Annotated in this window: 21 protein-coding genes; 18 read left to right on the forward strand and 3 right to left on the reverse strand. The window is 71.3% G+C overall.

The genetic code is table 11. The features are described 5' to 3' along the window. Positions 1–64: 64 nt before the first annotated feature. Genes E1286_RS22470 through E1286_RS22480 form a run of 3 tightly spaced genes read left to right on the forward strand, consistent with a single transcriptional unit; the run spans position 65 to position 3,560 of the window. Positions 65–571, forward strand: coding sequence for a PadR family transcriptional regulator (locus E1286_RS22470; RefSeq protein WP_132615412.1), 507 nt, complete (start codon positions 65–67; stop codon positions 569–571). Next, complete coding sequence (locus E1286_RS22475; protein ID WP_132615413.1) at positions 568–1,296, forward strand: ABC transporter ATP-binding protein; 729 nt, start codon at positions 568–570, stop codon at positions 1,294–1,296. The genes E1286_RS22470 and E1286_RS22475 overlap by 4 nt, the downstream gene beginning before the upstream one ends. Further along, positions 1,293–3,560 carry an ABC transporter permease gene (locus E1286_RS22480; protein ID WP_132615414.1) on the forward strand — a complete coding sequence of 756 codons (2,268 nt, stop codon included), beginning with the start codon at positions 1,293–1,295 and terminating at the stop codon, positions 3,558–3,560. Before E1286_RS22475 ends, E1286_RS22480 begins: the two co-directional genes overlap by 4 nt. A 48-nt stretch (positions 3,561–3,608) precedes the next feature. Here E1286_RS22480 and treS read toward each other — a convergent pair whose 3' ends face one another. Together treS and E1286_RS22490 are read right to left on the reverse strand one after the other, a co-directional pair. Continuing rightward, positions 3,609–5,312 (reverse strand): maltose alpha-D-glucosyltransferase, encoded by a 1,704-nt coding sequence (treS, locus tag E1286_RS22485; RefSeq protein WP_132615415.1) that lies wholly within the window; start codon positions 5,310–5,312, stop codon positions 3,609–3,611. A 279-nt stretch (positions 5,313–5,591) separates the two neighbouring features. Then, positions 5,592–7,214, reverse strand: a complete 1,623-nt coding sequence (locus tag E1286_RS22490; RefSeq protein WP_132615416.1) for an asparagine synthase-related protein — start codon at positions 7,212–7,214, stop codon at positions 5,592–5,594. A gap of 83 nt (positions 7,215–7,297) precedes the next feature. On the opposite strand from E1286_RS22490, the gene E1286_RS22495 reads away from it, so the two are divergent. The 5 genes from E1286_RS22495 (at position 7,298) to E1286_RS22515 (ending at position 14,012) form a co-directional block, all read left to right on the forward strand. Beyond that, positions 7,298–9,145 (forward strand): hypothetical protein, encoded by a 1,848-nt coding sequence (locus tag E1286_RS22495; protein WP_165969856.1) that lies wholly within the window; start codon positions 7,298–7,300, stop codon positions 9,143–9,145. 36 nt (positions 9,146–9,181) lie between these two features. Next, positions 9,182–9,763, forward strand: a complete 582-nt coding sequence (locus E1286_RS22500) for an anticodon-binding protein (RefSeq protein ID WP_246075043.1) — start codon at positions 9,182–9,184, stop codon at positions 9,761–9,763. A gap of 124 nt (positions 9,764–9,887) precedes the next feature. After that, on the forward strand, positions 9,888–11,270 hold the full coding sequence (gene lysA, locus E1286_RS22505) for a diaminopimelate decarboxylase (RefSeq protein WP_132615418.1): 1,383 nt from the start codon (positions 9,888–9,890) through the stop codon (positions 11,268–11,270). Beyond that, positions 11,267–12,556, forward strand: coding sequence for a homoserine dehydrogenase (locus tag E1286_RS22510; protein WP_132615419.1), 1,290 nt, complete (start codon positions 11,267–11,269; stop codon positions 12,554–12,556). Before lysA ends, E1286_RS22510 begins: the two co-directional genes overlap by 4 nt. Before the next feature lie 322 nt (positions 12,557–12,878). Further along, on the forward strand, positions 12,879–14,012 hold the full coding sequence (locus E1286_RS22515; RefSeq protein ID WP_187368200.1) for a glycosyltransferase family 2 protein: 1,134 nt from the start codon (positions 12,879–12,881) through the stop codon (positions 14,010–14,012). On the opposite strand, the gene E1286_RS22520 is transcribed toward E1286_RS22515, so the two are convergent. After that, positions 13,948–15,417, reverse strand: coding sequence for a glycosyltransferase family 2 protein (locus E1286_RS22520; RefSeq protein ID WP_132615420.1), 1,470 nt, complete (start codon positions 15,415–15,417; stop codon positions 13,948–13,950). The genes E1286_RS22515 and E1286_RS22520 overlap by 65 nt on opposite strands. A gap of 156 nt (positions 15,418–15,573) precedes the next feature. Between E1286_RS22520 and thrC the strand changes: the two genes are divergently transcribed. The 10 genes from thrC to E1286_RS22570 form a co-directional block, all read left to right on the forward strand. Next, positions 15,574–16,632, forward strand: a complete 1,059-nt coding sequence (gene thrC, locus E1286_RS22525; protein ID WP_132615421.1) for a threonine synthase — start codon at positions 15,574–15,576, stop codon at positions 16,630–16,632. Positions 16,633–16,657: 25 nt separating this feature from the next. Beyond that, on the forward strand, positions 16,658–17,584 hold the full coding sequence (gene thrB, locus E1286_RS22530) for a homoserine kinase (RefSeq protein ID WP_132615422.1): 927 nt from the start codon (positions 16,658–16,660) through the stop codon (positions 17,582–17,584). A 459-nt stretch (positions 17,585–18,043) separates the two neighbouring features. Then, positions 18,044–20,059: a transcription termination factor Rho gene (gene rho / locus E1286_RS22535; RefSeq protein WP_132615423.1), complete on the forward strand. Its 2,016-nt coding sequence runs from the start codon at positions 18,044–18,046 to the stop codon at positions 20,057–20,059. A gap of 134 nt (positions 20,060–20,193) precedes the next feature. Beyond that, entirely contained in the window at positions 20,194–21,459 is a 1,266-nt protein-coding gene (locus tag E1286_RS22540; RefSeq protein ID WP_223190259.1) for a sensor histidine kinase, read from the forward strand. A gap of 10 nt (positions 21,460–21,469) precedes the next feature. After that, positions 21,470–22,105, forward strand: a complete 636-nt coding sequence (locus E1286_RS22545; RefSeq protein ID WP_132615424.1) for a response regulator — start codon at positions 21,470–21,472, stop codon at positions 22,103–22,105. A 125-nt stretch (positions 22,106–22,230) separates the two neighbouring features. Next, positions 22,231–22,449, forward strand: coding sequence for a 50S ribosomal protein L31 (rpmE, locus tag E1286_RS22550; protein WP_132615425.1), 219 nt, complete (start codon positions 22,231–22,233; stop codon positions 22,447–22,449). An 86-nt stretch (positions 22,450–22,535) separates the two neighbouring features. Next, positions 22,536–23,588, forward strand: a complete 1,053-nt coding sequence (prfA, locus tag E1286_RS22555) for a peptide chain release factor 1 (protein WP_132615426.1) — start codon at positions 22,536–22,538, stop codon at positions 23,586–23,588. Then, positions 23,585–24,439 carry a peptide chain release factor N(5)-glutamine methyltransferase gene (prmC, locus tag E1286_RS22560; RefSeq protein WP_132615427.1) on the forward strand — a complete coding sequence of 285 codons (855 nt, stop codon included), beginning with the start codon at positions 23,585–23,587 and terminating at the stop codon, positions 24,437–24,439. Before prfA ends, prmC begins: the two co-directional genes overlap by 4 nt. Positions 24,440–24,560: 121 nt before the next feature. Then, positions 24,561–25,208 (forward strand): L-threonylcarbamoyladenylate synthase, encoded by a 648-nt coding sequence (locus E1286_RS22565; protein WP_132615428.1) that lies wholly within the window; start codon positions 24,561–24,563, stop codon positions 25,206–25,208. 88 nt (positions 25,209–25,296) lie between these two features. After that, on the forward strand, positions 25,297–26,981 hold a 1,685-nt coding region (locus E1286_RS22570; RefSeq protein ID WP_223190262.1), incomplete at its 3' end, for a putative sodium/potassium/calcium exchanger.

A 26,981-nucleotide genomic window follows, 5' to 3' on the forward strand; every position in this document is an offset into this window, starting at 1 on the left:
GTAATCTGTAGGTCAACGGATAACTCCGTAACGCATGCGTAACACAACGCGGGGAGGTGGGGCGGTGCGGCTTCACCTGCTGGCGCTGCTGGCGAAGGAGCCGGCGCACGGTTACGAGCTGAAACAGGCGCTGGAGCAGACCTTCGGCAGCGCCTATCCCTCCCCCAACATCGGGCAGATATACGTCACCCTCGGCAGGCTGGAGAAGGACGGCCTGGTCAGGGCGGTCGACGTCGAGCAGTCCAACCGGCCCAACAAGAAGGTCTACTACCTGACCGCCAAGGGCCGCGAGGTGCTCGAGATCTGGGTCGACGAGCCCACCGAGGGCCCGCGTGTGCGCGACGAGTTCTTCATGAAGCTCGTCCTCGCCCCGCTCACCGGCATCGCCGACCGGATGGCCCTGATCAACCGGCAGCGCCGCCACTACCTGTCGCTCATGAGCGACCTCAACGAGCTGCTGTCCCGCACGCCGCCCACCGACCGGGTGGCCATGCTGCTCATCGAGGGCGCCATGTTGCACCTGCAGGCCGACCTCGACTGGCTCGAACGGTGTCAGGAGGACCTCGCGTGAACGCCGTCGCAAAAACGGTCAATCTGGTCAAGATCTACCAGGACGGCGCGGTCCCCGTGCCGGCCGTACGCGGGGTGGACCTGCAGGTCGAGCCGGGTGAGTTCGTCGCCGTCATGGGGCCGTCCGGCTCGGGGAAGTCCACGCTCGTCCACATGCTCGGCGGCCTCGACACCCGCACCAGCGGCGAGATCTGGCTCGACGGCAAGCGCGTCGACACGCTGTCGGAGAGCGCGTGGGCGCTGCTGCGGCGCAAGAAGATCGGCTTCGTCTTCCAGTTCTTCAACCTCGTCGCCAACATGACCGTCGGCGACAACGTCGAGCTCCCCGCGCTGCTGTCCGGGGCCTCACCCAAGGTGGCCCGCCGGCGCAGGGAGAGCCTGCTGGCGGCGCTCAACCTCACCGACCGGGCCGACGCCGCGCCCGCGCAGCTCTCCGGCGGCGAGCAGCAGCGGGTCGCGCTGGCCAGGGCGCTGGCCAACGAGCCCGCGCTGTTACTCGCCGACGAGCCCACCGGCAATCTCGACAGCCGCAACACCCGCGACGTGCTCCGCCTGCTCGGCGACGTGCACAAAGACGGCCAGACGATCGTCATGGTGACCCACGACGCCCGCGTGGCCAGCCTGGCCGACCGCGTGGTGTCGCTGTTCGACGGCGAGATCGTCGACGACGGCCGCATCGTCCGCCGCCGCACCGGCACCGCCGGAGAGGTCATCGACCTGAGATGAGCACCACCAGGGCGGGGAGCCGGTGGGTCAGGGCCGACCTGCGGGCCAGGAAGGGGCCGGCGGCGCTGACCGTGCTGGCGGTGGCCGGCATCGTGGCCGCGCTGATCACCGCGGTGACCCTGCTCGAAGACGGCACCAACCCGTGGCGCGGCCTGTTCGCCCAGACCGAGGGCGCCCACGTCTGGATCTACACCAAGGACGGCCCCCAGGTCTCGCTCGGCGGCATCGACGGCGTCGCCGAGACCGCCGGCCCCTACCGCTCGGCCCCCGTCACCGTGGCACAGGACGGCAGACGCGACCCGGCCGCTCTGCGCGCGATGCCGGCCACGCCGCCCGCGGTGGCGCACCCGGTGGTGGCCGAGGGCAGGTGGCTCGACCCCGCCCAGCCGGACGGCGTGGTCGTCGAACGCTCCTTCGCCCGGTCGCTGGGCCTGCGCATCGGCGCGCCGTTCACGATCATCGCGCTCAACGGCGGACGCCACACCCTCTACGTGCGCGGCATCGCCGACTCCGCCGACCAGGGCTTCTACCCGGAGTGGACGCCCGGCCTGGCGTACGTGCTGCCCGTCATGCTCGACCGGGTCGAGCCCGTGCAGGCCCGCAGCGAGTGGGTGACCGGGCTGCGCCTGGACGACCCGGAGGCGTCCCAGGTCGTCTCGCAGCGCGCGGTCGTCATGCTGGAGGACGGCCTGCAGCGCGTCTACACCTGGCGCGAGGTCAGGGCCTCGATGGAGCTGGACAACCGGCTGCTCGGCACGCTCCTCGCGCTGTTCGGAGTCGTGGGCCTGGTGGCCGCCGCGCTGGCGCTGGCCAACGCCGCCGGCGGCCGGGTGCTGGGCCAGCTGCGCGACCTGGCCACGCTCAAGTCGATGGGGTTCACCAAGGGCCAGGTGGCGCTGCTGCTCCTGGTCGAGCACGGCGCCCTCGGCCTGCTGGGCATCGCGCTCGGCGCGGTCACCGGCTGGGGCGTCATGGCGGCCATGCTGGGCCCGAGCTCCGTCGCCGCGGGTCCGGTGCTGGCCATCGTCGCGGGCACGGCCCTCGTCGTGCTGGCGGCCGTGGGGCTGCCCGCGTGGCGCGGCGGGCGCACACCCCCGATCCCGGCCGCGCCGGCCGCCCCGCCGCGCGGCCACCTGTCCAGGCTGGCCCGGCTCGCCCTTCTCGTACGCCTTCCGCCCGCCCTCGTCCTCGGCACCCGCGACGCCTTCACCCGCCGGGTACCGGCGTTCCTGACGGCGTTCGGCCTGGCCGTGCCGATGATGATGATCACCATCGGGCTGGGCGTGTGGTCCACGCTCGACTCCTTCAAGTCCCACCCCGAGCAGGTGGGCCAGCACGCCTCCCTGTACGTCCGCCCCGGCAAGCTGGAGCCGGCCGCCGCCCAGCGGATCGCCGAGCGCGACAAGGACGTGGCCGCCGTCTACCCGGGCACCGACGTCAACGCCCTGGCCCCGGGCGAGGCCCGGTCCGTACGCGTGCGGGCGCTCGGCGGCTCGGCGCAGCCGTACCCGTTCCCCGTGGTCGAGGGCCGCATGTACGCCCGCCAGGGCGAGGCCGTCGCCGGGCAGGGCCTGCTCGACCTGCTCGGCGTGGAGATCGGCGACCGGGTGCGGCTCACCGTGGGCGGCACCCCGCTGATCGTCCGGATCGTCGGCCGCGCCGTCGAGCCCGACCAGGACGGCGAGGTGCTCTCGCTGGGCCTCGACAGCCTGGCGGAGAAGGACGCGGAGCCGCCGACGTACTACGCGCTCGCGCTCCAGCCGGGGGCGGACCCCGCGGAGGTGCGGGGCCGGTTGCTGGGCGAGTCGGCCGAGGGCCTCGACGTGCAGGCCGCGGTCAACCCGGCCGACCGGCTGTCCGTCATCCGGGTGGTGATCGTGGCGCTGATCGCCGTGCTGGCCCTGATCGGCCTGGCCAACCTGCTCACCGCCAGCGCGCTCGGGCTGCGCGACCACGCCTTCGACCTGGCCGTGCTGAAGGCGATGGGGCTCACGCCGCGCCAGGTCATGGCCACGCTGGTGACCGGGACGGGCCTGCTCGTCGTGCTCGGGATCGGCGCGGGCGCGGTGGCGGGGGCGTCCGTGGTGACCGCGCTGATCGATCTGCAGGGCCACACCAGCGGCGTCGGCGCGGGCATCGGCCGGGCGCCGTCGCCGGTGACGCTGGCGGTGACCGTGGTCGTCGCGGTGGGCGCGGCCCTCGCGGTCGCGCTGATCCCCGCCCGCCGCGCCGCCCGCGCCCAGGTGCCGGTCACCGCACGCTGACGCCCGCGGCCATCGGGCCGCGGGCGCCATGAGATCAGCCCAGTAGGTCTAGCCCAGCCTGACCGGCTGCTCCTCGTTCTCGTCCTGCTTCAGCGCGAACCAGTAGAAGCCGTGCCCCGGCAGCGTCAGCAGGTACGGCAGCTCCCCGATCTTGGGGAAGTGCACCCCGCCCCGCGCCTCGACCGGGATCATGCCCTCGAAGCGCCGCAGGTCGAGCTCCACCGGCTGCGGGAATTTCGACAGGTTGTTGACGCACAGCATCACGTCGTCGCGCTCCTCGCGCACGTACGTCAGCACGGACGGGTTCGACGACCACATTTCCGTGTACGCCCCTGTGCCGAACACCGGGTGCCGGCGGCGGATCTCCAGCATCTTGCGGGTGAAGTGGAGCAGCGAGCCCTCGTGGCGCTGCTGGGCCTCCACGTTGACCGCCTGGTAGCCGTAGATCGGGTCCATGACCGCGGGCAGGTAGAGCCGGCCCGGATCGGCTGAGGAGAACCCGGCGTTGCGGTCGGGGCTCCACTGCATCGGCGTGCGGACCGAGTCGCGGTCCTCCAGCCAGATGTTGTCGCCCATGCCGATCTCGTCGCCGTAGTAGATGATCGGCGAGCCCGGCAGCGACAGCAGCAGCGCGGTGAACAGCTCGATGCGGTCGCGGTCGTTGTCGAGCAGCGGGGCCAGGCGGCGGCGGATGCCGAGGTAGGCCCGCATGCGCGGGTCCTTGGCGTACTCCTTGTGCATGTAGTCGCGCTCTTCCTCGCTGACCGTCTCGAGCGTGAGCTCGTCGTGGTTGCGGAGGAAGATGCCCCACTGGGCGTTCTCCGGCAGCTTCGGCGTGAGCGACATGATCTCGGAGATCGGCTCGCGGGTCTCCTTCTTGACCGCCATGTAGATGCGCGGCATCAGCGGGAAGTGGAAGGCCATGTGGCATTCGTCACCTCCCGTGGTGGGGTCGCCGAAGTACTCCACGACGTCCTCGGGCCAGCCGTTGGCCTCGGCCAGCAGCACCCGGTCGGGGTAGAGCCGGTCGACCTCCGCGCGGATCTTCTTCAGGTACGCGTGCGTCTCGGGCAGCCCCGCGCACGCCGTGCCCTCCCGCTCGAACAGGTACGGCACCGCGTCCAGCCGGAACCCGTCGATGCCGAGGTCCAGCCAGAACCGCAGGACCTCCAGCATGGCCTCCTGGACCGCCGGATTGTCATAGTTGAGGTCCGGCTGGTGGTGGAAGAAACGATGCCAGTAGTACTGCTTGCGCACCGGGTCGTAGGTCCAGTTGGACTCTTCGGCGCCGATGAAGATGATCGGCGCGTCCGGATATCCGCCGGGGTGGTCGGACCACACGTAGAAGTCGCCGTACGGCCCCTCGGGGTCGTGCCGGGACGCCTGGAACCACGGGTGCCGATCACTGGTGTGGTTCATCACCAGGTCGGTGATGATCCGCAGGCCGCGTTCGTGGGCCTTCTCGATCAGCTGGACAAAATCCCCCAAGTCCCCGAAGTCAGGGAGGATCTTCATATAGTCCGAAATATCGTACCCGCCGTCGCGCAGCGGCGACTCGTACAGCGGCAGCAGCCACAGGCAGTCCACGCCGAGCCACTCGAGATAGCCCAGCTTCTCGATGAGACCGCGCAGGTCGCCGGTGCCGTCGCCGTTGGAGTCCTTGAACCCCCGGACGAGCACTTCGTAGAACACCGCCCGCTTGTACCAGGCAGGATCCTCCGAGACGAACGCCTCGGAGATCGGCTCCGGCATTGGGGATGCGTTGATCATATGTCGCTCACAGGAAGAGATGTGGGCAGGACGAAGTCACCGGTTCCCCGGCGTTGTTATGTGGTGACCGCGCCGCGTGGGGTCGTCATCCCTGCGAACCCCATGCCCTCGAACGAGACCGGATTTGTGATCTGGTGCCCGTTTGTGCGGCGCTTACGGGCCGAACACTACCAGCCCGTTGGCTCTCCGGAACCCGCTTCTGCTGTGCGAGGGTTAATACCCGCGAGATCGGTACGTAATCACCCTGTTACCCAGAGTTCACTAAAAAGGCGGCGTCAGGTCCGAGAGGTCGTTCTCTACGTCACTCAGCCACAGTCCGAACAAGACCAGACCTCTTACCCAGAAACGGTCATTCCACCCGTTGAACCTGGTCAGAGCGTCGGGTCCGGCCGCGACCACCTCGTGCATCTCGTCGGACAGCAGACCCGGCACTCTCCGCACCACCGTCTCCAGCATGCGGTGCGAATAATTTCGGGCAGGCGCCGCCGTGGACCGCAACGGTACCCGCTGGAGCGGCTGCTTGACGACGTTGGTGGACGGCAGCGCGGCCACCCGTGGGTCCGCCGCGTAGAGCACCTCGCGGTAGAAGCGGCCCTTGTCCTTCCTGGCCACCCCGACCGACAGCGCGGCGTCGAAGAACTCCGGGTGGATGAACGGCGCCGCGAACGACGCCTCGGGCCCCACCAGGTTGACCGCCGAGCGCGCGATGCCACGCACGGTCCGGGTGTGCAGCACCGACAGCGGCAGCTCGGCCCGGTGCCCGTGGAGCATGGAGGTGGCCGCGGCGAACTGCTCGCGCACGGTCTCGTCCATCCACTGCGCGGCGGCCTTCGACAGGAACGGCTGCGACGGCTGCCCGAGCGACAGGGAATCGAGCACGGCCTTCGAGCGCTCGGCCTGCGTCCTGGCCTCCAGCGCGGCCCCGCTGACCATGAAGTTCTTCAGCAGCGGCCCGCCGGCCAGCCCGTCGACGAGGATCCGGCCCGCGCCGTGGACCTCCTTGGCGAAGGGCGCGTACCAGGCGTGGTGGGGAGTCAGATATTCCAGCCGGCGGGCCACCTCGGCGGCGTCGGCCGGGTAGTCGGCGGCGTCCTGGATGATCACCCGGTGGGGGATGCCCAACTCCCTGGTGATCGCCCGGGCGAACGCGATGTCGGTGTCGGTGCCGTCGTCGGGGCTGGTCGTCCACGACTCGACGTCGGCGCCCCTGGCCTTGGCCACACTGGCCAGCAGGCGGGAGTCGTAGCCGCCGCTCACCGGGACGAGCAGCTTGCGGCCGTCGTACTCCTCGTAGACGTCGTGCAGCAGCTGGACGATCTCGTGCGGGCTGATCCACGCCTCGTACGGCTCGGTGCGCAGCCAGCGCGGCAGCCGGCGCTCGGTGGTGAGCACGCCGTGCCGGAACACCAGCGCGCTCGACCCCGGCAGCCGCTTGACCTCGGTGTACGGCGTCGCCTCGGCCAGCGGGAACGTCACCTGCAGGATCGAGGCCCACGCCGACCAGTCGATCTCGATCGGCACGAGGGCCAGCAGCGGCTGGATGAGCGAGGAGAAGTAGACCGCGTCGCCCTGGCGCACGTAGTAGACGTCGACCAGGCCAAGCCCGCCGGTGTGCAGCGTCACCCGGTCGCCGTCGCCGATCAGCCCCGGCGTCTCGTACGTCTCCGCGACCGAGATCCAGTCGTCGGCGGCCTTCGGCCTGCGCTCGCCCCACGCGAACGCGTACGAGGCGCCGTCGCGGTGGTAGGGCGGCAGCGGCGTCGAGCTGAACAGCGCCGCCTCGTCGGTCTGCAGCGCGGGGCGCACCCGCGGGCCCGCGGCGGTCAGTTTGCCGAGGAGGGCGGTGTCGATCCGGCCGAGAGCGCCGCATACGTAGGGTCGCACGTTGAACTGCACCGGATCTCATCCCTTCGAGACGCTTCCCGCAAAAGAGTATCCTTTGCCGGGCTGAGAGAGCGGAGGTCCCAGTGAGCACGGAGCTGGAGAGCACGCGGCGTGCGCTGCGAGATGCGGTCGCCCAGGCCGAGCGCGCGGCCGAGCTGGCCAGGCTGCTGGACGCCGCCCAGGCCAAGCTGGCGGGCGCCGAGCAGGCCGCGGAGGAGGTCAGGATGCTGGCCGAGCGGCTGAGCGAGATCGAGGCGCGCCTGGCCGCCGAGCAGGCCGCCGCGGACCGGCTCAGGAAGGAGCTGGCCGAGCAGCGCTTCCAGGCCGAGGTCGCCAACTGGAAGCTGTCCTCCATCAAGGTCGCCCGCTGGAACCGCCTCGGCGACGCCATCAAGAGCGGCAAGAACAACCCGGTGCGCCTGGCCAGGGGCCTCAAGGGCGCGGCCAAGCCGGTCAAGCGGCCCACCGCGCCCAAACGCAGGCCGGTGGCCATCGCCGCCAAGCCGAAGGACGAGCGCCCCGGCGCCGCCTATCAGGCCACCGCCACGACCAGGACGCTCAACGGGGCCTCGTTCAAGCTCAAGCCGTTCCGGGTGCCGACCGGCCCCAACACGCGGCCCCATCTGACGGCCGCCGTGGTCGCCGACCCCCACGCCGAGGCGCTGCTGCGCTACGAGTGGCGGCAGACCACCGGGTTCACGCCGCGCGACTTCGCCCGGATCCTCCCGCTGGAGGTGCCCCACCTGCTGGTCGTCGAGTCGGTCACGCAGGGCCCGTGGGCCGACGAGATCACCGGCGAGCCCGGTGAGGGCCTCAAGGCGCTGCTGGCCTGGTGCGCCGAGCGCGGCATCCGCACGGTCTTCTGGCACACCAAGGGCGACGTCTCCGCGTACGCCAAGGCGGCCGAGCTGTTCGAACACCGCTTCACCGCCGACCTGTCGGTGGCCTGGCCGCGCCTGCAGTTCGGCGTCCAGCCGCGGGTGCACAACCCGCTGCCGCTGGCCGGGGGCCGCATCGACCGGGTGCTGACGCTCGACCAGTTGCTGCCCGGCCACCTGGCCTACCCCGACGTGCTGACGTCCTACCGCTGGCCGGCCGCGGCCGACTGCCCGCCGGGCACGCCGCAGTGGCGGCTGGCCGAGATCGCCGCCTGCGGCACGCCCATCGGCACCGAGGCCGACTCGCGGCGGGCGCACGTGGCGCTGCGGCGGGCGTACCAGATGGGGACGATGAGCGAGCGCGTCGACGAGATGCTCGACGCGATCGGGCTGCCCAGCGCCCGGGCCACGCTCACCACCTCGGTGCTGCTGCCGATCACCGACCCGTACCTGATGGAGCACGCGCTCGCCCAGGTCGCCAAGCAGTCGGGCGTCGACCAGGTGATCGTCATCGGGCCGCCGGAGGCCGAGCTGCGCGCCCGAGACGTGCTGCCCGACGTCGAGGTCGTGCACCGCCGGCCGCACCCCGCGATGACCGAGGGCGCGATGCTCAACGCCGGGCTCGACCTGTGCGAGTCCGACCTGGTGGCGGTCATGGACCCGCGCGACGTCTACGGGTCCCACTACCTGACCGACCTCAAGCGGGCGTTCCTGTTCACGACGGCCGACATCGTCGGCAAGGCCGCGTACTACGCCCACCTGCGCAAGCCGCAGGCCACGCTGCTCAAGCAGCCCGACGCCGAGTACGCGTACGTGCCCGAGATCGCTGGCGCCACCCTGCTGGCCCGCCGCAACACGCTGCGCGAGCTGCGCTTCGCCGACCTCACCGAGGGCTGGGACGAGGTTCTCATGCGGCAGTGCCGTACTGACGGGATCAAGGTCTTCTCGGCCGACCGGTTCGGCCACGTCCGCGTGCGCGACGAGGACCGCTGGTTGCTCGGAGCCGCCCACCTGGTCGAATACGGCTCGGCCGAGCCCCACGCGCTGATCTGATCCGCCGTGCTGGCCGGGATCTTGGGGGAGCCTCCCGTGCCGGAGGGCACGTGGGAGCGGGAGGCCGTGTACGTCTCCGCGGCGGCGCTGCGGCGCGGGATGCCGGCCGAGGAGCTCGCGGCGCAGGTGCGGAAGCTGGACGGGGTGTCCTCGGTCGAGGTGCGGCCGAACGGGTTCCTGCGCATCGCCGTCACCGTCCCGGGGGAGCTGGTGGAGTCGGTACGGCCGCTCGACGTGCCCGAGCCCGGCTGGCCGGACTTCCCGCGTACGTGGGACAACCCCGGCTTCGTGGTCCGGTACGCGCACGCGCGGGCCTGCGCCGTGCGGCGGTGGGCGCGGGACCTGGGGGTTCCCGAGCGCGGGTTCCGGCCCGAGCTGCTGGACGACCCTGCGCACCGGGCGGTGCTGCGCGTGCTGGCCGAGCTGCCGGGTCGCAGGCAGAGCCGGGACCCCGGCTGGGAGAGCTACCTACTGCGGCTGGCGCTGGCCTACCACGACGCCTGCGAACGCGCACCGGCCGTTCCGGTCGGGGACGAGCAGCCCGGCCCGGTGCACACGGCCCGGGTGCGGCTGGCACAGGCGGTGGCGACGGTGCTGCCGGGACCGGAGCGACTGTAATAAAGCACAAATTATCCGGCCAAACGGCGAAAAATCGTAAAAATATCCCATGGCGGCCTTGATCGCGTCTCGATACGTGGGCAGTGGGTCATGGCGCACTTGCGCTTCCGATAGCCTCGATCGGGTGAGTCGATACGTCCATCCCGCCGGGGACAGGCACGCCGAGATGCTGCCCCACGAGCGGCCCCCGCAGGCGCCCGCCGACCTCAACCGGATCAACCCCGCGATCTGGCCCCGAACGTCGGCCAGGGCCGAAGGGGCGCTCACGGTCGGCGGCGTGGACGTCCGCGACCTCGCCCGCGAGCACGGCACCCCTCTTTACGTCCTCGACGAGGACGACGTGCGCTCGCGCATGCGCGACTACGCCACCGCGTTCGCCGGCTCCGAGGTCCACTACGCCGGCAAGGCGTTCCTGTGCAAGGAGGTCGTGCGCTGGCTGGAGGCCGAGGGTCTCGGCCTCGACGTGGCCAGCGGCGGCGAGCTGGCGGTCGCGCTGAGCGTCGGGTTCCCGCCCGGCCGCATCACCATGCACGGCAACAACAAGTCCGCCGCGGAGCTCACCAGGGCGCTGGAGGCCGGCGTCGGCCACATCGTGGTCGACTCCTACGACGAGATCGCCCGGCTGGGTTACCTCGCCGACCAGCTCGGCAAGCGGCCCAAGGTGATGATCAGGGTGACCACCGGCGTCGAGGCCCACACCCACGAGTTCATCGCCACGGCCCACGACGACCAGAAGTTCGGCCTGTCGCTCAACACCGGCGCGGCGGCCGAGGCCGTCCGCCGCATCCTGGCGTTGCCGCAGCTGGAGCTCGTCGGGCTCCACTCCCACATCGGCTCGCAGATCGTCGACACCGCCGGGTTCGAGGTGGCCGCGCGGCGCCTGGCCACGCTGCTCGTGCAGATCAAGGACGAACACGACATCGTCCTGCCCGAGCTCGACCTCGGCGGCGGCTACGGCATCGCCTACGTCGAGGGCGACGAGGCCCCCGACATCAAGGAGCTGGCCGACGGCCTGCGCGAGATCGTCGCCAAGGTCTGCGTCGACGCCGGCCTGCCGGTGCCCCGCCTGACCGTCGAGCCCGGCCGCACCATCGTCGGCCCGGGCGGCATCACCCTCTACGAGGTCGGCACGGTCAAGGACGTCGAGGGCCTGCGCACCTACGTGAGCGTCGACGGCGGCATGAGCGACAACGTCCGCACCGCCCTCTACGGCGCCGAATACACCGCCGTGCTGGCCAGCCGCGAGAGCGAGGCCGGGCCCATGCTCAGCCGCCTGGTCGGCAAGCACTGCGAGAGCGGCGACATCCTCGTGCGCGACGTCCATCTGCCCGCCGACCTCGTCCCCGGAGACCTGATCGCGGTGGCCTCGACCGGCGCCTACTGCCGCTCGCTGGCCAACAACTACAACTACCTGCCCAAGCCCGCAGTCGTCGCCGTCTCCGGCGGTGCCTCCCGGGTGATCGTACGGGGCGAGACCGAGGACGACCTGTTGAGGGGGCAGCTGTGAAACCGCTGAGAGTGGCGCTGCTGGGCTGCGGAGTGGTCGGCACGCAGGTCATCCGGCTCATGCACGAGCAGTCCGCCGACCTGGCCGCCCGCGTCGGGGCCCCGCTGGAGCTGGCCGGGGTGGCCGTGCGCCGGCTGGGCCGCAAGCGCGACGTCGAGGTCGACCCGGCGCTGTTCACCACCGACGCCGAGTCGCTGGTGACCCGTGACGACGTCGACATCGTGATCGAGGTCATCGGCGGCATCGAGCCGGCCCGTTCGCTGATCGTCTCGGCCCTGTCGCGCGGCAAGTCGGTGGTCACCGCCAACAAGGCGCTGCTGGCCGAAGACGGCGCCACCCTGCACGAAGCCGCCAGGGCGGGCAACGGCGACCTCTACTTCGAGGCCAGCGTGGCGGGCGCGATCCCGCTGCTGCGGCCCCTGCGCGAGTCGCTGGCCGGCGACCGCGTCACCCGGGTGCTCGGCATCGTCAACGGCACCACCAACTACATCCTCGACAAGATGGACTCCACGGGCGCGTCGTTCCTCGACGCCCTGGAGGAGGCCCAGACCCTGGGCTACGCCGAGGCCGACCCGACGGCCGACGTCGAGGGCTTCGACGCCGCCGCCAAGGCCGCGATCCTCGCCGGGCTCGCCTTCCACAGCCGCGTGACGGCCGAGCAGGTGCACCGCGAGGGCATCACCGACATCACCGCCACCGACGTGGCCTCGGCCGAGGCCATGGGCTACGTGATCAAGCTGCTGGCCATCTGCGCCCGCTCCGACGACGGCCGCACGTTCGGGGTGCGGGTACACCCGGCGATGATCCCGCGCACCCATCCGTTGGCGGGGGTGCGCGAGGCGTACAACGCGGTGTTCGTGGAGGCCGAGTCGGCGGGTCAGCTCATGTTCTACGGCAAGGGCGCGGGCGGGGCCCCGACGGCCTCGGCCGTGCTGGGCGACCTGGTCGCCGTGGGCCGCAACCGCCTGGCCGGCACCCGCGGCCCGGAGGAGTCGACCTACGCCCACCTGGCCGTCCACCCGATGGGCGAGACCGTCACGCGCTGCCATGTGGCGCTCGACGTGGCCGACAAGCCGGGCGTGCTGGCCCGGGTCGCCGAGTTGTTCGCCAAGCACGACGTGTCGATCCAGACCGTGCGCCAGGAGGGCCACGGCGACGACGCCCAGCTCGTCATCGTCACCCACCGCGCCACCGACGCCGCCCTGACGGCCACCATGGAGGGCCTGCGCGAGCTCGACATCGTCCGCGCCATCGCCAGCGTCATGCGCGTGGAAGGCGACGACTAGCGGATCCCACGGCGTCGAGCGGCGCGCGTCGCCGTGGCCGCTCGCCGTACTCCGGTGCTTCACGGTCATTCTTTACGCGTTGCCGTGGCCGGCCATCCGCCGCACTTCGGCTGAGGGCCGTCCAGGGAAACGGCCGCTGACCCTTCACCGCCGGCCCGCCGCTACACGAGCCCATCTTGCCCGGCTCCGTGGCGGTTCCCTGGCTGGACGCCCACCCGCTTCATGTGGGGGTCTGTCGAATATGGCCGGGTTGCGGACGATCGTGGGGCAAAGCGGCGTAAGGTAGGCGCCGGTCGAATCCCAGCGGTCGAGGAGCGGTCTGTTGTCCGACACCCCTTGCGGCTTCGTGCGTACGCCGGAGGCCGGGTTGGCCCGTCTGCACTGGGCCGGCAGCGGCTGGGCGGTCGACGGGCGGACGCCCGTCGTGCCGGAGTTGCGCGTGCTGCGCGGGCTGGAGGTCGAGTGGCCGGACCGCGAGGTGCCGCTCGACGGACTGATGCGGCTGGCCGCCGCCGGTGTCCCGCTGACCGCCGAGCGCGCCGAGCCGTGGGTGCCCACCGCCCTCGCGGAGCGGCTCACCGACCGCGACTGGCTCGGCCACGCCCCCGAGGGCCTGCGTTCCCTGGCCGACGTGCGGCGCGAGGAGCACAGCGTACGGCTGCGCCGCCTGGCGCACCCCGTGCGGCCGCCGAAGGTCAGCATCGTCATGTCCACCCGCCGCCCGGCCCTGGTCGCCTCCGCCCTGGTCCAGATGGAACGCCAACGCGACGTCGAGGCCGAGGTGCTGCTGGGCCTGCACGGGGTGCCCTTCGAGCGCGTACGCGAGGCCGTCGAGTCCTGCGCGCTGCCGGTGCGGTGGGTCGAGGCCGAGGAGTCGGTGCCGTTCGGCGAGGTGCTCAACCGGACCGCCGCCCTGGCCGAGGGCGACCACCTCGCCAAATGGGACGACGACGACTGGTACGGCCCCCGCCACCTGGCCGACCTGTTCATGGCCCTGTCGTACGCCGAGGCCGACGTGGTCGGCACGACGGCCGAGTTCTTCTACCTGGAGCCGCTGCGCACGACGATCCGGCGCACGACGTTCGCCAGCGGGGCGAGCTACCCGAGCGAGGTGTACGCCGACCACGTGGCGGGCGGCACGATCATGGTCCCCCGGAAGAAGTTCCACGACATCGGCGGATTTCCCGCGCTTCCGCGGGCTGTCGACCGCGAATTCCTGAAAGCCGCGCACGAGGCCGGCGCGCGCATCTACCGCACCCACGGGCTCGGTTACGTCCTGCGCCGCGGCCTCGGCGGCGAGCACACCTGGCAGCTGCCGCTCGCCCACTTCCTCAAGGTCGCGGTCAACCAGTGGCACGGGTTCCGCCCGAGCCTGCTCATGGAGGGGGCCGTCAGTTCGGCCGGAGCGCCGATTTCAGCCGGCGCAGGAACGTCTTCTCCGGAGCCTCGACCGTAACCGGCGAGGGAGCCGGGATGGTGACCGGTTCCGGCTGCGAGGGGGCGGGCCAGTAGCGGCCGGGCGGCTCGTGGCGTACTCCGTGGGTGGTGTCGATGACCGCGTCCAGGTCGTCGCCCGGCCCGGTGAGCAGGGCGGCGCGGCCGAGCGCGGAGGTCCGTTCGAGCCGGGCCGTGCGCCCGTCCTCCAGGTCCACGACCAGCACGCCCGCGAGGTCCTTCTGCACCGACTCGATCATCCGCTCCAGCGTCGCCCGGTGCAGCGGCACGTCCACCGGCCCCCGGTAGCGGAACGGGATCGGCGCGGGCGTCGGCGCGGCCTCGTCGATGAGCCGCACCCGCTCGTCGTGGCAGAAGAGGTCACGCATCAGCCGCAGCTCGAAGCACGGGTCTGACAACGCGAAGCGCGCGTCGTCCAGCCGCGACCACGGCCCCACCAGCGTCACCACGACGTCCTGGAGCTTGCCGTCGAGCGCCGCGGAGACCGCCTGGCGCACCACCGGCTCGGGCGCGTCGCCGACGTCGTAGACGATCTCGACGTACGGCACCAGCCACCGCCGCCCCCGGTCCTTGCGCAGGTCACGCCGCAGCGGGATCCGATGCGCCAGGTACGGCTCCACCGCCCTGACCGCCCGCTCCCGGTCGCGATGCTGCGACGGCAGCCCCAGATGGACGGCCTGCGCCTCCACGTCGGGCACGAACACCACGCCGTGCATGGCCAGCCGGTAGGAGAACTCGGTGTCCTCGCCCCGCGCCACCGTCGGGTCGAGCCCGCCCACGGCGTGGAAGACCTCCCGCGGCAGGGCGAACGTCGGCCCTGTGCACACGTGATACGGATTGCGGCTCTTGCGCAGCCCGTCCGTCTTGGCGATCGTCGCCTCGGTGGAGCTCGCCACGGCCGCGTCCAGGTCGAACAGCTCGCCCAGCCGCGCGGCCCGGTGGACCTGCGCGGGCGTGAGCGGCGGCGCCTGCACGAACTTCTTCATCCCGATCGTGACGAGGTAGTCCGTCACGTGGTGCCAGCGGGCCAGCGCCTCGATGTGCTCGCGGCAGGCCACCATGTCGGAGTCGAGCCGCTGGATGATCTCGCCGTCGGCGGCCTTCGCGCCGGTGTTGACGGCGTTGGAGATGCCCCAGCCGTCCTCGACGCGTACGAGCCGGGTGTTGACCGGGCGGATCTCGGGGAGCCGCAGCGGCGGCCGGCTCCCGTCGTCGACGACGAGGACCTCCATGAGATGGTCCGGGTACGTCTGCGCCGCCAGCGCGGCGAGCGTCAGGTCGAGCCTGTCCTGCCCGCCGTGCGCCGGTATCACCACGCTGACGGAAAGGGCGGGTGACCAGGCGCCCAGCTGCGGCGCGGCCACCGGTGAATAGTCGTTCTGCCTCAGAGCAGGACGCGCGTCCATGGTCGTGACCCCCTGCCCGGGACCTTATCGGGAGATGCTGAGAATTTCCTGAATAGTGCCTCTGTCCAACGGACGGTCCGACCCGTGGACGCGGCTCCCTGGCAGCGCCCCGCACCCCGTAGACTCAATGACCAGCACCGCAGGTAGGGAGTCATCATGAGCAGGTCGTGGCGTGGCCTCATCGAGGAATACCGCGAACGTCTTCCGGTAACCACGAGAACGCCCGTCGTCACGCTGCTCGAAGGCGGCACCCCGCTGGTGCCCGCCCACCGCGTCTCGGCCCTCACCGGCTGCGACGTCTACCTGAAGGTCGAGGGCGCCAACCCGACGGGCAGCTTCAAGGACCGTGGCATGACCATGGCCATCAGCAAGGCCGTCGAAGAGGGCGCCAAGGCGGTCATCTGCGCCTCCACCGGCAACACCTCGGCCTCGGCCGCCGCCTACGCCGTGCGCGCGGGGCTGACCTGCGCCGTGCTGGTGCCGCGGGGGAAGATCGCGATGGGCAAGCTGGCTCAGGCGCTCGTCCACGGGGCCACGCTGCTGCAGGTCGAGGGGTCGTTCGACGACTGCCTGGAGATGACCCGCAAGCTGTCGTCCAGCTACCCGATCGCGCTGGTCAACTCCGTCAACCCGTTCCGGCTGCAGGGGCAGAAGACCGCGGCGTTCGAGATCGTCGACACGCTCGGCGACGCGCCCGACATCCACTGCATCCCGGTGGGCAACGCCGGCAACATCTCGGCGTACTGGATGGGCTACCAGGAGTACTTCGCCGACGGGCTCGCGACGAAGCGGCCGCGCATGTTCGGCTTCCAGGCCAGCGGCGCGGCGCCGATCGTGCAGGGCGCGCCCGTGGCCCATCCTCACACCATCGCCACCGCCATCCGCATCGGCAACCCGGCCTCCTGGTCGCTGGCCACCGCGGCCCGCGACGAGTCGGGCGGGGCCATCCAGGCGGTGACCGACCGGCAGATCGCGGCGGCGTACAAACTGCTGGCGCAGGAAGAGGGCGTGTTCGTCGAGCTCGCCTCGGCGGCCAGCGTCGCCGGCCTGCTTCAGGCCCACGCGCAGGGCATGGTCGCGCCTGGGCAGCGCATCGTCTGCACGGTCACCGGCAACGGCCTGAAAGACCCCGACTGGGCCATCTCGGGCGCGCCGGCGCCGGTCGTCATCCCCATCGACGTCCACGCCGCCGCCGCGGCGCTCAACCTCGCCTGATCGGGCACGACGCCCCCGCGGGGGCATGAGGAGTGATGAGGCGAACGTGAGGACCGTGGTCATCCGCGTGCCCGCCACGTCGGCGAACCTGGGGCCTGGCTTCGACGCCCTCGGCCTCGCGCTGAGCCTGAACGACGAGGTCGAGGCCACGCTCACCGGCGAGCCGGGCGTGCACGTCACCGTCGAGGGTGAGGGCGCGGGCGAGGTCGACACCGGGGAGGGCCACCTGGTGATCAAGGCCATGCGACGGGCGTTCGGGCTCATGGGCGTGCCGCAGCCGGACGGTATCCGTCTCCACTGCCGCAACCGCATCCCGCACGCGCGCGGCCTTGGGTCGTCCTCGGCGGCGGTGTGCGCGGGCATTCTCGCCGCCCGTGCTTTGGCTGATAGCGAAATGAGCGATGACGACGTCTTCGCGCTGGCCACCGAAATGGAAGGCCATCCCGACAATGTCGCCCCTTGTCTGGCCGGCGGGCTCACCATCGCGTGGTCCGACCACTCCGGTGCGCCGCGTAAGCTGAAAGTAACCCCTGACCAGCGGATCCGCCCGGTCGTCGCCATTCCGGCGGCGCGCCTGTCCACGGAGGCCGCAAGGGGGTTGCTGCCGAAGGACGTGCCCCACAAGGACGCTTCCTTCAACGCCGGCCGGGCCGCGCTGCTGATCGCCGCGTTGACCCTGCGGCCCGAGCGAGAGCTGCTGCTTGCCGCCACAGAAGACCGTCTCCACCAGCGTTACCGCGCGCCTGTGATGCGGGAGAGCGTGGATCTGGTAGAACGTCTCCGTGCAGTGGGCGTGCCCGCGGTCGTTTCGGGAGCGGGTCCCACGGTTCTTGCGTTTTCGACCTCGGATACGCAGGATTTGATCGCGCCAGAAGTGGGTAATGACTGGCACATCCAGCAAATGGACGTCGACCCGGTTGGTGCGAACGTTCAGTTCCCCGAGACACGCTGATACCTCTTTAGACCTTCAGGGAATAGCCGTGTGCGCTGGTGATGTTAGGCTGATAGCCGCACCAGATGCCCCCTTGGTGGGTGCGTGCTTGTCAGCCAAACATCGCTGCACCATGCTTCACGTCGCGAGGCGTGAGAGCAGCGCGGCTGTCTCCCCGGAATCCGTCGCCTCCGGTTGGCCCACACCCGGTTGGCTCGACGCGAGGTGGCGACGACGGGGACATGCGCGTTCGAATCATCTCGACGTCTGGTTGGCGACAGCAATCTGGGGGGTGTCAGTCACGCGCCAAGCGCCATCGGCGGCGTGGACGAACCCCTCCCCAAGAGTGGCGGCCGTCTCCAGTGACAGCCGAAGATCGCAAAGTGCACCCCGACCCGGTCTGTCCCGCCGGATCGCAAGCACCTCCGGGACGCCCGGCAGAACAAAACCGGCGCCCGACCCCTGGGAAGGACCTTTTAGTTGAGCGACACCACCGAACTCCTCTCCGACGCATCTGGCGCTGAGCCGGCGTCCGGCGACACCCCCACCCGCGCCGCGGCCAAGCCGCGTGCGCGTCGCTCCGGCACCGGCCTGTCCGCCAAGGTGCTGCCCGAGCTGCAGAAGATCGCGGCGGAGCTGGGCATCAGCGGGACCGGGCGCATGCGGAAGAGCCAGCTGATCGCGGCCATCCAGGAGAAGCAGGGTGGCGGTTCCGGAGACGCCGCAGCAGCGGCCGCTCCCGCGGCGGAGGCGTCCGCGCCTGCCGCGACGGAGACGGCGCCCGCGGCCGAGCGGCCCACCCGTACCCGCAGGGAACGTTCCCGCTCCAAGGTGGCCGAGGAGCCCGCTGCGCAGGCGGCGGCGGTCCAGGCCGCCGAGCCGGCGGTCAGCGCGCCCGAGCCGGTCGCCGCCCCGGCGGAGCCCGTCGTGGAGCAGCAGAGCCAGCAGAACGACCAGAGCGATTCCCGCTCCGAGCGGAGCGAGAGCCGGCGTGAGCGCCGCAGCCGCGGCGAGCGCCGCGAGCGGGGCGACCGTTCCAGCGACCGCGAGCGGGGCGACCGTTCCAGCGACCGCGGTGACCGCGGTGAGCGGGGCGACCGTTCCAGTGACCGTCCCAGCGACCGGGGCGAGCGTGACGGCGGCCGTGGCGAGCAGCGCGATCGCGCCGCCGTCGACACCGGCAGCCGTGACCAGCGGGGCGACCAGCGGGGTGACCAGCGGGGTGACCAGCGGGGTGACCAGCGCGGGGGCGACGACGACGAGCGCGGCGGGCGCGGCCGCAGGGGCCGCTTCAGGGAGCGCAACCGCGGCCGTGGCCGTGACCGCTACGACAGCACCGAGCCCGTCATCGGCGACGACGACGTGCTCATCCCGATCGCCGGCATCCTCGACATCCTCGACAACTACGCCTTCGTGCGCACGAGCGGCTACCTGCCGGGCAGCAACGACGTCTACGTCTCGCTCGCCCAGATCCGCCGCAACGGCCTGCGCAAGGGCGACGTCATCACCGGCGCCGTCCGGCAGCCGCGCGACGGCGAGCGGCGCGAGAAGTTCAACGCTCTGGTCCGCCTCGACACCGTCAACGGCATGGACCCGGAGCAGGCCCGCAACCGGCCCGACTTCAACAAGCTGACGCCGCTCTACCCGCAGGAGCGCCTGCGCCTCGAGACCGAGCCGAACATCCTCACCACGCGGATCATCGACCTCGTCTCGCCGATCGGCAAGGGCCAGCGCGGCCTCATCGTCTCGCCGCCCAAGGCCGGTAAGACGATGGTGCTGCAGGCGATCGCCAACGCGATCACCCGCAACAACCCCGAGTGCCACCTCATGGTCGTGCTCGTGGACGAGCGGCCTGAAGAGGTCACCGACATGCAGCGGTCGGTGAAGGGCGAGGTCATCCACTCGACCTTCGACCGTCCCGCCGAAGACCACACCACGGTCGCCGAGCTCGCCATCGAGCGGGCCAAGCGCCTGGTGGAGCTGGGCCACGACGTCGTCGTGCTGCTCGACTCGATCACCCGTCTCGGCCGTGCCTACAACCTGGCGGCCCCGGCGTCCGGGCGCATCCTGTCGGGTGGTGTCGACTCCACGGCGCTCTACCCGCCCAAGCGCTTCTTCGGCGCCGCCCGCAACATCGAGAACGGCGGCTCGCTGACGATCCTCGCCACGGCCCTGGTCGAGACCGGGTCCAAGATGGACGAGGTCATCTTCGAGGAGTTCAAGGGCACCGGCAACATGGAGCTCAAGCTCAACCGCTCCCTGGCCGACAAGCGCATCTTCCCCGCGGTCGACGTCGACGCGTCCGGCACGCGTAAGGAAGAGATCCTCATGGCCAGGGAAGAGCTCCAGGTCGTCTGGAAGCTGCGCCGGGTGCTGCACGCGCTCGACATGCAGCAGGCTCTCGAGCTGCTGCTCGACCGGATGAAGGACAGCAAGTCCAACGCGGAGTTCCTGCTGCAGGTCCAGAAGACCACGGTGAACAACGACCGCGACTGACGGTTCTCATCGCCATAAGGGGCGTCGGGGTCTTCCCCGCCGCCCCTTTCGCGTTCCCGGGGTGGGGTTATCCCCACCTGGGGACTGGCGCCTTCCGTATTCACCCCGCCGGTGTCCGCGGGCAGTCTTGAGCCATGCGGTCAGGTGTGTTGAAGGAACGGGTGCCGTACGGGCCCCGGGGGCCGGTGGGCGTGCTGGTGGATCCGATGACCTGGCGGGCGGCGCCGTACCTGCTGGTCAGCGGGGCGTTCGGGCTGGCGTGGTTCGTGGTGCTGGGCGTGGCGGTGCCGGCCTCGCTCAGCCTGAGCGTGGTCTGGGTGGGCGTGCCGCTCATGATGGCCGCCATGCTGATGTGGCGGGGCGGGGCCATGCTGGAGCGGCGTCTGCTGCACGCGGCCCTCGGCGTCCGGATCGCCGACCCGTACCGGGCGCGGCCCGAACGCGGGCTCGGCGCGCACCTGCGCTGGTTGCTCACCGACTCCGCCACCTGGCAGGACCTCGGTTACCTGCTGATGTTGTTCCCGCTCGGCGCGGTCGAGGCGGCCCTGTCCGCGGCGCTGTGGACGGCGACGGCGCTGCTGCTGGTCCAGCCCGTCCTGTTCTCGCTGTACATCGCCGCGGGCGTGCAGACGCCGTTCACGATCGACAATTGGCCCGGGACGTTCGCGGCCACGCTCGGCGGCGTGCTGCTGCTGGTGCTGTCCGCGTACGCGGTGCGCGGCATGGGGTGGCTGCACGGGACGCTGGCCACCGTGCTGCTCGGCGGCAACCAGGAGGAACGCCTGCGCGCCAGCAGGGCGCGCGGCATCGACGCGGCCGAGGCCGAGCGGCGCAGGATCGAGCGCGACCTGCACGACGGCGCCCAGCAGCGGCTGCTGTCGGTGGCGGTGGACCTCGGACGGGCGCAGGCCAAGTTCGACAGCGACCCCGACGCGGCCAGGACGCTCATCGCCCAGGCCCACGCCGGCACGAAGGCGGCCATCGCCGAGCTGCGCGATCTCGCCAGAGGCATCCACCCGGCCATCCTGAGCGACCGCGGGCTCGACGCCGCGCTGTCCGGGCTGGCCGCGCGGGCGCCGGTCCGGGTGGACGTCTCCGTCGAGGTCGAGGAACGTCCGCCGGCCGCGGTGGAGAGCATCGCGTACTTCGTCGTGGCCGAGACACTGGCCAACCTGGCCAAACACTCCGGCGCCACCGAGGCGTCGGTCTCCGTGGTCAGGGACCACCGCGGTGTGGTCGTCGACGTCTGGGACAACGGCGTCGGCGGCGCCCGTCTCGTCCCCGGCGGCGGGCTGGCCGGCCTGGCCGACCGGGCGGCCACCATCGACGGCGTGCTCGTGCTGTACAGCCCCGTGGGAGGCCCCACGCTCATCCGCGCGGAGCTGCCCTGCGCGTGGTAGGGATGAGGCCATGCGCGTGGTCATCGCCGAGGATTCCGTCCTGCTGCGCGAAGGGCTCGCGCGTCTGCTCGCCGACGGCGGCGTCGAGACGGTCGCGGCCGTCTCCGACGGGCCCGCGCTGGTGGCCGCCGTGCGGGAGCACGACCCCGACCTGGCGATCGTCGACGTACGCATGCCGCCCACCCACACCGACGAGGGCCTGCGGGCGGCGCTGCAGGTGCGCGCGGCCAAGCCCGGCTTCCCCATCCTGGTCCTGTCGCAGTACGTCGAGGAGCGCTACGCCGGCGAGCTCATCGGCAGGGCCGTCGGCTACCTGCTGAAGGAGCGGGTGGCCGACGTGGCCGAGTTCCTGGCGGCGGTGCGTCAGGTGGCGGCGGGCGGCACGGTCATCGATCCGGAGGTGGTCGTGCAGCTGCTCAGCCGACAGCGCCGCGGCGCGCCGCTCGACTCCCTGTCGCCGCGCGAGCGACAGGTGCTGGCGCTGATGGCCGAGGGCAGGTCCAACACCGCCATCGCCGCCCGCCTGGTCGTCACCGAGGGCGCGGTGGAGAAACACGTCTCCGGCATCTTCGCCAAGCTGTCGCTGGGGCCGGCGCCCGAGGACCACCGGCGGGTGCTGGCGGTGCTGACGTACCTCGGCCGGTGATCCGGGGGAATGCCGGATGGCCTGGGATGGTTGCACGATCTGGCACACTGGTAGCTGACCGTTTTCGCGGTTCCGGTTCACGCATGCGACAAGCGACCCGGCGGCCGCGCCCCGAAAGGACAGCCATGAAGCGCGACATCCACCCTGACTACCACGTGACGCAGGTGTCCTGCTCCTGCGGTAACACGTTCACCACCCGCAGCACCGCGAAGAACGGCGTGATCCACGCCGACGTGTGCTCCGCCTGCCACCCGTTCTACACGGGCAAGCAGAAGATCCTCGACACGGGCGGCCGGGTGGCCCGCTTCGAGAAGCGCTTCGGCAAGAAGCCCGCGGGCAAGTAGCTTCACCGACGCCGGCCCGGACGCACCCCGGTGCGCCGGGTCGGCGTTGTTGGTGAAAAGGCCCTACCCACGGAAAAGGACACACGGTGAATCTCGACGAGTTGCTCAAGGAGTATTCCGAGCTGGAGACGCAGCTCGCCGACCCCGCCGTGCACGCCGACCAGAACAAGGCCCGCACCCTCGGCAGGCGCTACTCCCAGCTCACCCCGGTCGTCACGACGTACCGCGAGCTCGAGTCGGTCCGCGACGACCTGACGGCGGCCAAGGAGCTGGCCGGCGAGGACGAGACGTTCGCCGCCGAGGCAGCCGAGCTCGAAGGGCGTATCCCGCAGCTCGAAGACAGGCTCCGCCACCTGCTCATCCCGCGCGATCCCAACGATGACAAGGACATCATCATGGAGATCAAGGCGGGCGAGGGCGGCGAGGAGTCCGCGCTGTTCGCGGGCGACCTGCTGCGGATGTATCTGCGCTACGCCGAGCGGCTCGGCTGGAAGACCGAGATCATCGACAGCCAGCCGTCCGACCTGGGCGGATACAAGGACGTCACGGTCGGCATCAAGGCCAAGGGCGACGAGGGCGTGTGGTCCAGGCTCAAGTACGAAGGCGGCGTCCACCGCGTGCAGCGGGTCCCCGTCACCGAGTCGCAGGGCCGCATCCACACCAGCGCCGCGGGCGTGCTCGTCTACCCGGAGGCCGAGGAGGTCGAGGTCCAGATCGACCCCAACGACCTGCGCATCGACGTCTACCGCTCCAGCGGCCCCGGTGGGCAGAGCGTCAACACCACCGACTCCGCGGTGCGCATCACCCACCTGCCCACCGGCGTCGTCGTCTCCTGCCAGAACGAGAAGAGCCAGCTCCAGAACAAGGAGTCGGCCATGCGCATCCTGCGGGCCAGGCTGCTGGCCGTGGCGCAGGAGCAGGCCGACGCCGCCGCCCAGGCCGAGCGCAAGTCGCAGGTGCGCACCGTCGACCGCTCCGAGCGCGTACGCACCTACAACTTCCCGGAAAACCGTATCTCCGACCACCGCGTCGGCTTCAAGGCGTATAACCTCGACCAGGTTCTCGATGGCGAACTCACCGCCGTCACCCAGGCCCTCATCGACGCCGAAATGGCGGAGAAGCTCGCACAACACTCATGACATTTCTGCTGGACGAGATCGCTCTCGCCACCGCCCGGCTGGCCGAGGCAGGTGTCCCTTCGCCGCGCACCGACGCGGAGGAGATAGCGGCGTTCGTCCACGGCGTGCGCAGGAGCGAGCTCCACACGGTGAAAGACTCCGACTTCGACGCCCTGTTCTGGGAGGGCATCGCCCGGCGCGAGGCCCGTGAGCCGCTGCAGCACATCACCGGCCACGCCTACTTCCGCTATCTGGAGCTCGCGGTCGGTCCCGGCGTGTTCGTGCCGCGGCCCGAGACCGAGGTGATGGCCGGCTGGGCGATCGAGACGCTGCGCGCGATGGACGTCACCGCCCCGCTCGTCGTCGACCTCGGCACCGGCTCCGGCGCCATCGCGCTGTCCATCGCGCAGGAGGTGGCGCTGGCCGAGGTGCACGCCGTGGAGGTCGATCCGGCGGCGTACACCTGGGCCAAGCGCAACATCTCCGAGCTCGGCCAGGGGCGCACCCACCTGCACCCCGAAGACCTCGCCGAGGCGCTGCCCGAGCTCAACGGCAAGGTCGACCTGGTCATCTCCAACCCTCCCTACATCCCGCCCGGTGCGATCCCGCGCGACCCCGAGGTGCGCGAATACGACCCCGCCAGGGCGCTGTTCGGCTCCGGCGACGACGGGCTCGGCGAGGTGCGCGCGGTCGAGCGCACCGCCCGCCGCCTGCTGCGTCCCGGCGGCTGGGTGGCCGTCGAGCACGCCGACGAGCAGGGCAGGGCCGTCTACCTGACCTTCCCCGAGGACAACGGCTGGCGCGACGTACGCCTGCGTCAGGACCTCACCCGAAGAGACCGCTTCGTCACCGCCCGCCTGGGCCAGGATTAGGATGCATGCGAGCGGCGCGGCCTTCTCCTGATCCTGAGGAGGAGCCAAGCGACCGATCAGGAGGAAGGAGGAGGCCTCGCGAGTGCCGTTCGCAGCCGAGCGGAGTGAGGCCGCAAAGACCGTGGCACGACGTTTTGACTGCTCCGATTCCACACAACGCACTGTCGGCGTGATGGAGGCCGCGGCGGCCGTACGCCGGGGCGAGCTCGTGGTCCTGCCGACCGACACCGTCTACGGCATCGGCGCCGACGCCTTCACCCCCGCTGCTGTCACCGAGCTCCTCGACGCGAAGGGCCGGGGCCGCGACATGCCTCCGCCCGTGCTCGTGGGCACCGTCAGGGCCGCCACCGCGCTCGTCGACGACCTCGGGCCGTACGGGCAGGACCTCGTCGACGCGTTCTGGCCGGGGCCGCTCACGCTGGTCTGCAAGGCCAACAGGGCTCTTTCGTGGGACCTGGGCGACACCAAGGGCACGGTGGCCGTACGCATGCCGCTCCACCCCGTCGCGCTCGACCTGCTCAAGGAGACCGGTCCGATGGCGGTCTCCAGCGCCAACCGCTCCGGCGAGCCGCCGGCCACCACCGCCGAGGAGGCCGAGAAGCAGCTCGGCGACTCGGTCGAGGTCTACCTCGACGGCGGCCCGACCACCGACAAGACGCCCTCCACCATCCTCGACCTCACCACGGCCGTGCCCCGGCTGCTGCGCCGCGGGGCCATCCCGGTGGAGAAGCTGCGCGGCATCATCGGCTACGTCGCCACCGACGACTGACGTATACCGGCTCATTATTCCGGGCGCCATCGCGCGCGGGCCCTGACTACGGTGAGGCCCGGAGCGGCGATACGTCCGGGAGTGGCCCATGGGCAAGTTCGACGGCATGGATCCGCAGCTGGTCCGCGACCTGCTGGCCGAGGTGAAACACGCGGCCACGCAGATGCGTACGGTCGAGGACCACGTGCGGGCCGCCATGAACCGGGCGGGGCTCTCCACGCAGACCACGTACCGTCCGGTGCAGATCGCCGACGACGCCGACGCGATGGTCAAGGACGTCAACGCCCGCCTCGCCGTGCTGGAGAAACGCGAAGACCAACCCAAGCCCGGCACACCCCCGGCCCCCGGCGACCCCCCGAAGGCCGGCTCCGACGGAAAGACCCCCGACGGAAAGGCCGGCTCGAACGGCGAACCGGAGTCGGGCGCCTCTGACGCCAAGCCGGATGCTGGGGCGCCTGGTTCGAACGGCAAGCCGGCTCCCGAAGGGTCTTCCGGTTCTGAGAGCAAGCCGGAGGGCGGCGGCAGGAGCGGCTCGGAGGAGAAGCCGGGCTCCGGGACAGTGGGCTCGACCGGCAAGCCGGCCCCCGAAGGATCCACTGGTTCCGGCGGCAAGCCGGACGCCGGGGCGGGCTCCGACGGCAAGCCGGACGCCCAAGGTCCCACTGGCCCCGAGAGCAAGCCGGACGCCGGCGACCAGACCGGTTCCGACCGGAAGCCGGACGGCGGCGCCTCTGGGTCCGAGAGCAAGCCGGATGGCGACGGCAGGACCGGCTCCGAGGAGAAGCCGGGCGGTGAAGGGTCCTCCGGCTCCGGCGACAAGCCAGATGCCGGCGACAAGACCGGCTCCGGCGGGAAGCCGGATGCCGGGGCCGGCTCGGACGGGAAACCGGATGTCGGCGGAACGGGCTCCGAGGCGAAGCCCGACGCCGACAGGAGCGGCGGTTCCGACGGGACTGCCGGTTCTGACGGGAAACCCTGTGACGACGCCGGGGACACCGGGGCGGGCAGAGGAAACGGGACGGGGCAGGACACCGGGGCTGACGGCGGAACCGGCGGCGACCAATCGGCGGACCGGCCCGCTGACCAGCCCAGGGGCGATGGCACCGGCGGCACACCCGATGGCGGGACCGAGGGCGGCGACGGCAGGGCCGACGCTCCCGCCGCGAACGACACCGGCGGTGTGGGCAAGCCGCAGGTCGTGGTGGTGGACGGCGTCAAGGTCATCCAGATACCGGTCGACCCGCCGACGGCCGAGCAGCTGGCGGACATGCTCAAGGACACCGACGACGTTCAACCAGCGGAAATGCCGAAACTTCCCGCCGACACCGGCGTACCTCAGGGAACGGGCGGAACCGGGGAAAGCGCCGGAACGGCGGGCACTGGCAGCGCCGGATCTCCAGGAGCGGCTGGTTCCACCGGCCCTCAGGGCGGTGGAGGAACCGCTGACGTCCACGGCGCGGGTGCCGGTGGCGTCGCCGGGACCACCGACACGGGAGGAGGCGCCTCGAACGTCGGCGCCTGGGCGAACGACGGCAACGACGTGGTCTCCGTGGAGGCCGATCCGCCCGATCTCGACGTGATCGGAGCGATGATCGAGAACCACAGGGACGTCGCGCCGCAGGAGATGCCGACCGTGGAGGTCCCCGCGGGCGACTACGGCCAGGGCGAGTGGGCCGAACGCGACATCCGCCCGGACGGCCGGCCCGGCTCGATCGACGCAGGCACTCCCCACACGGGCGGAGCCAGCCCCCCACCCCCGGACAGCCCATCCGG

It is taken from the genome of Nonomuraea terrae (assembly GCF_004348995.1).
In the GTDB taxonomy this organism is placed as follows: Bacteria; Actinomycetota; Actinomycetes; order Streptosporangiales; family Streptosporangiaceae; genus Nonomuraea; species Nonomuraea terrae.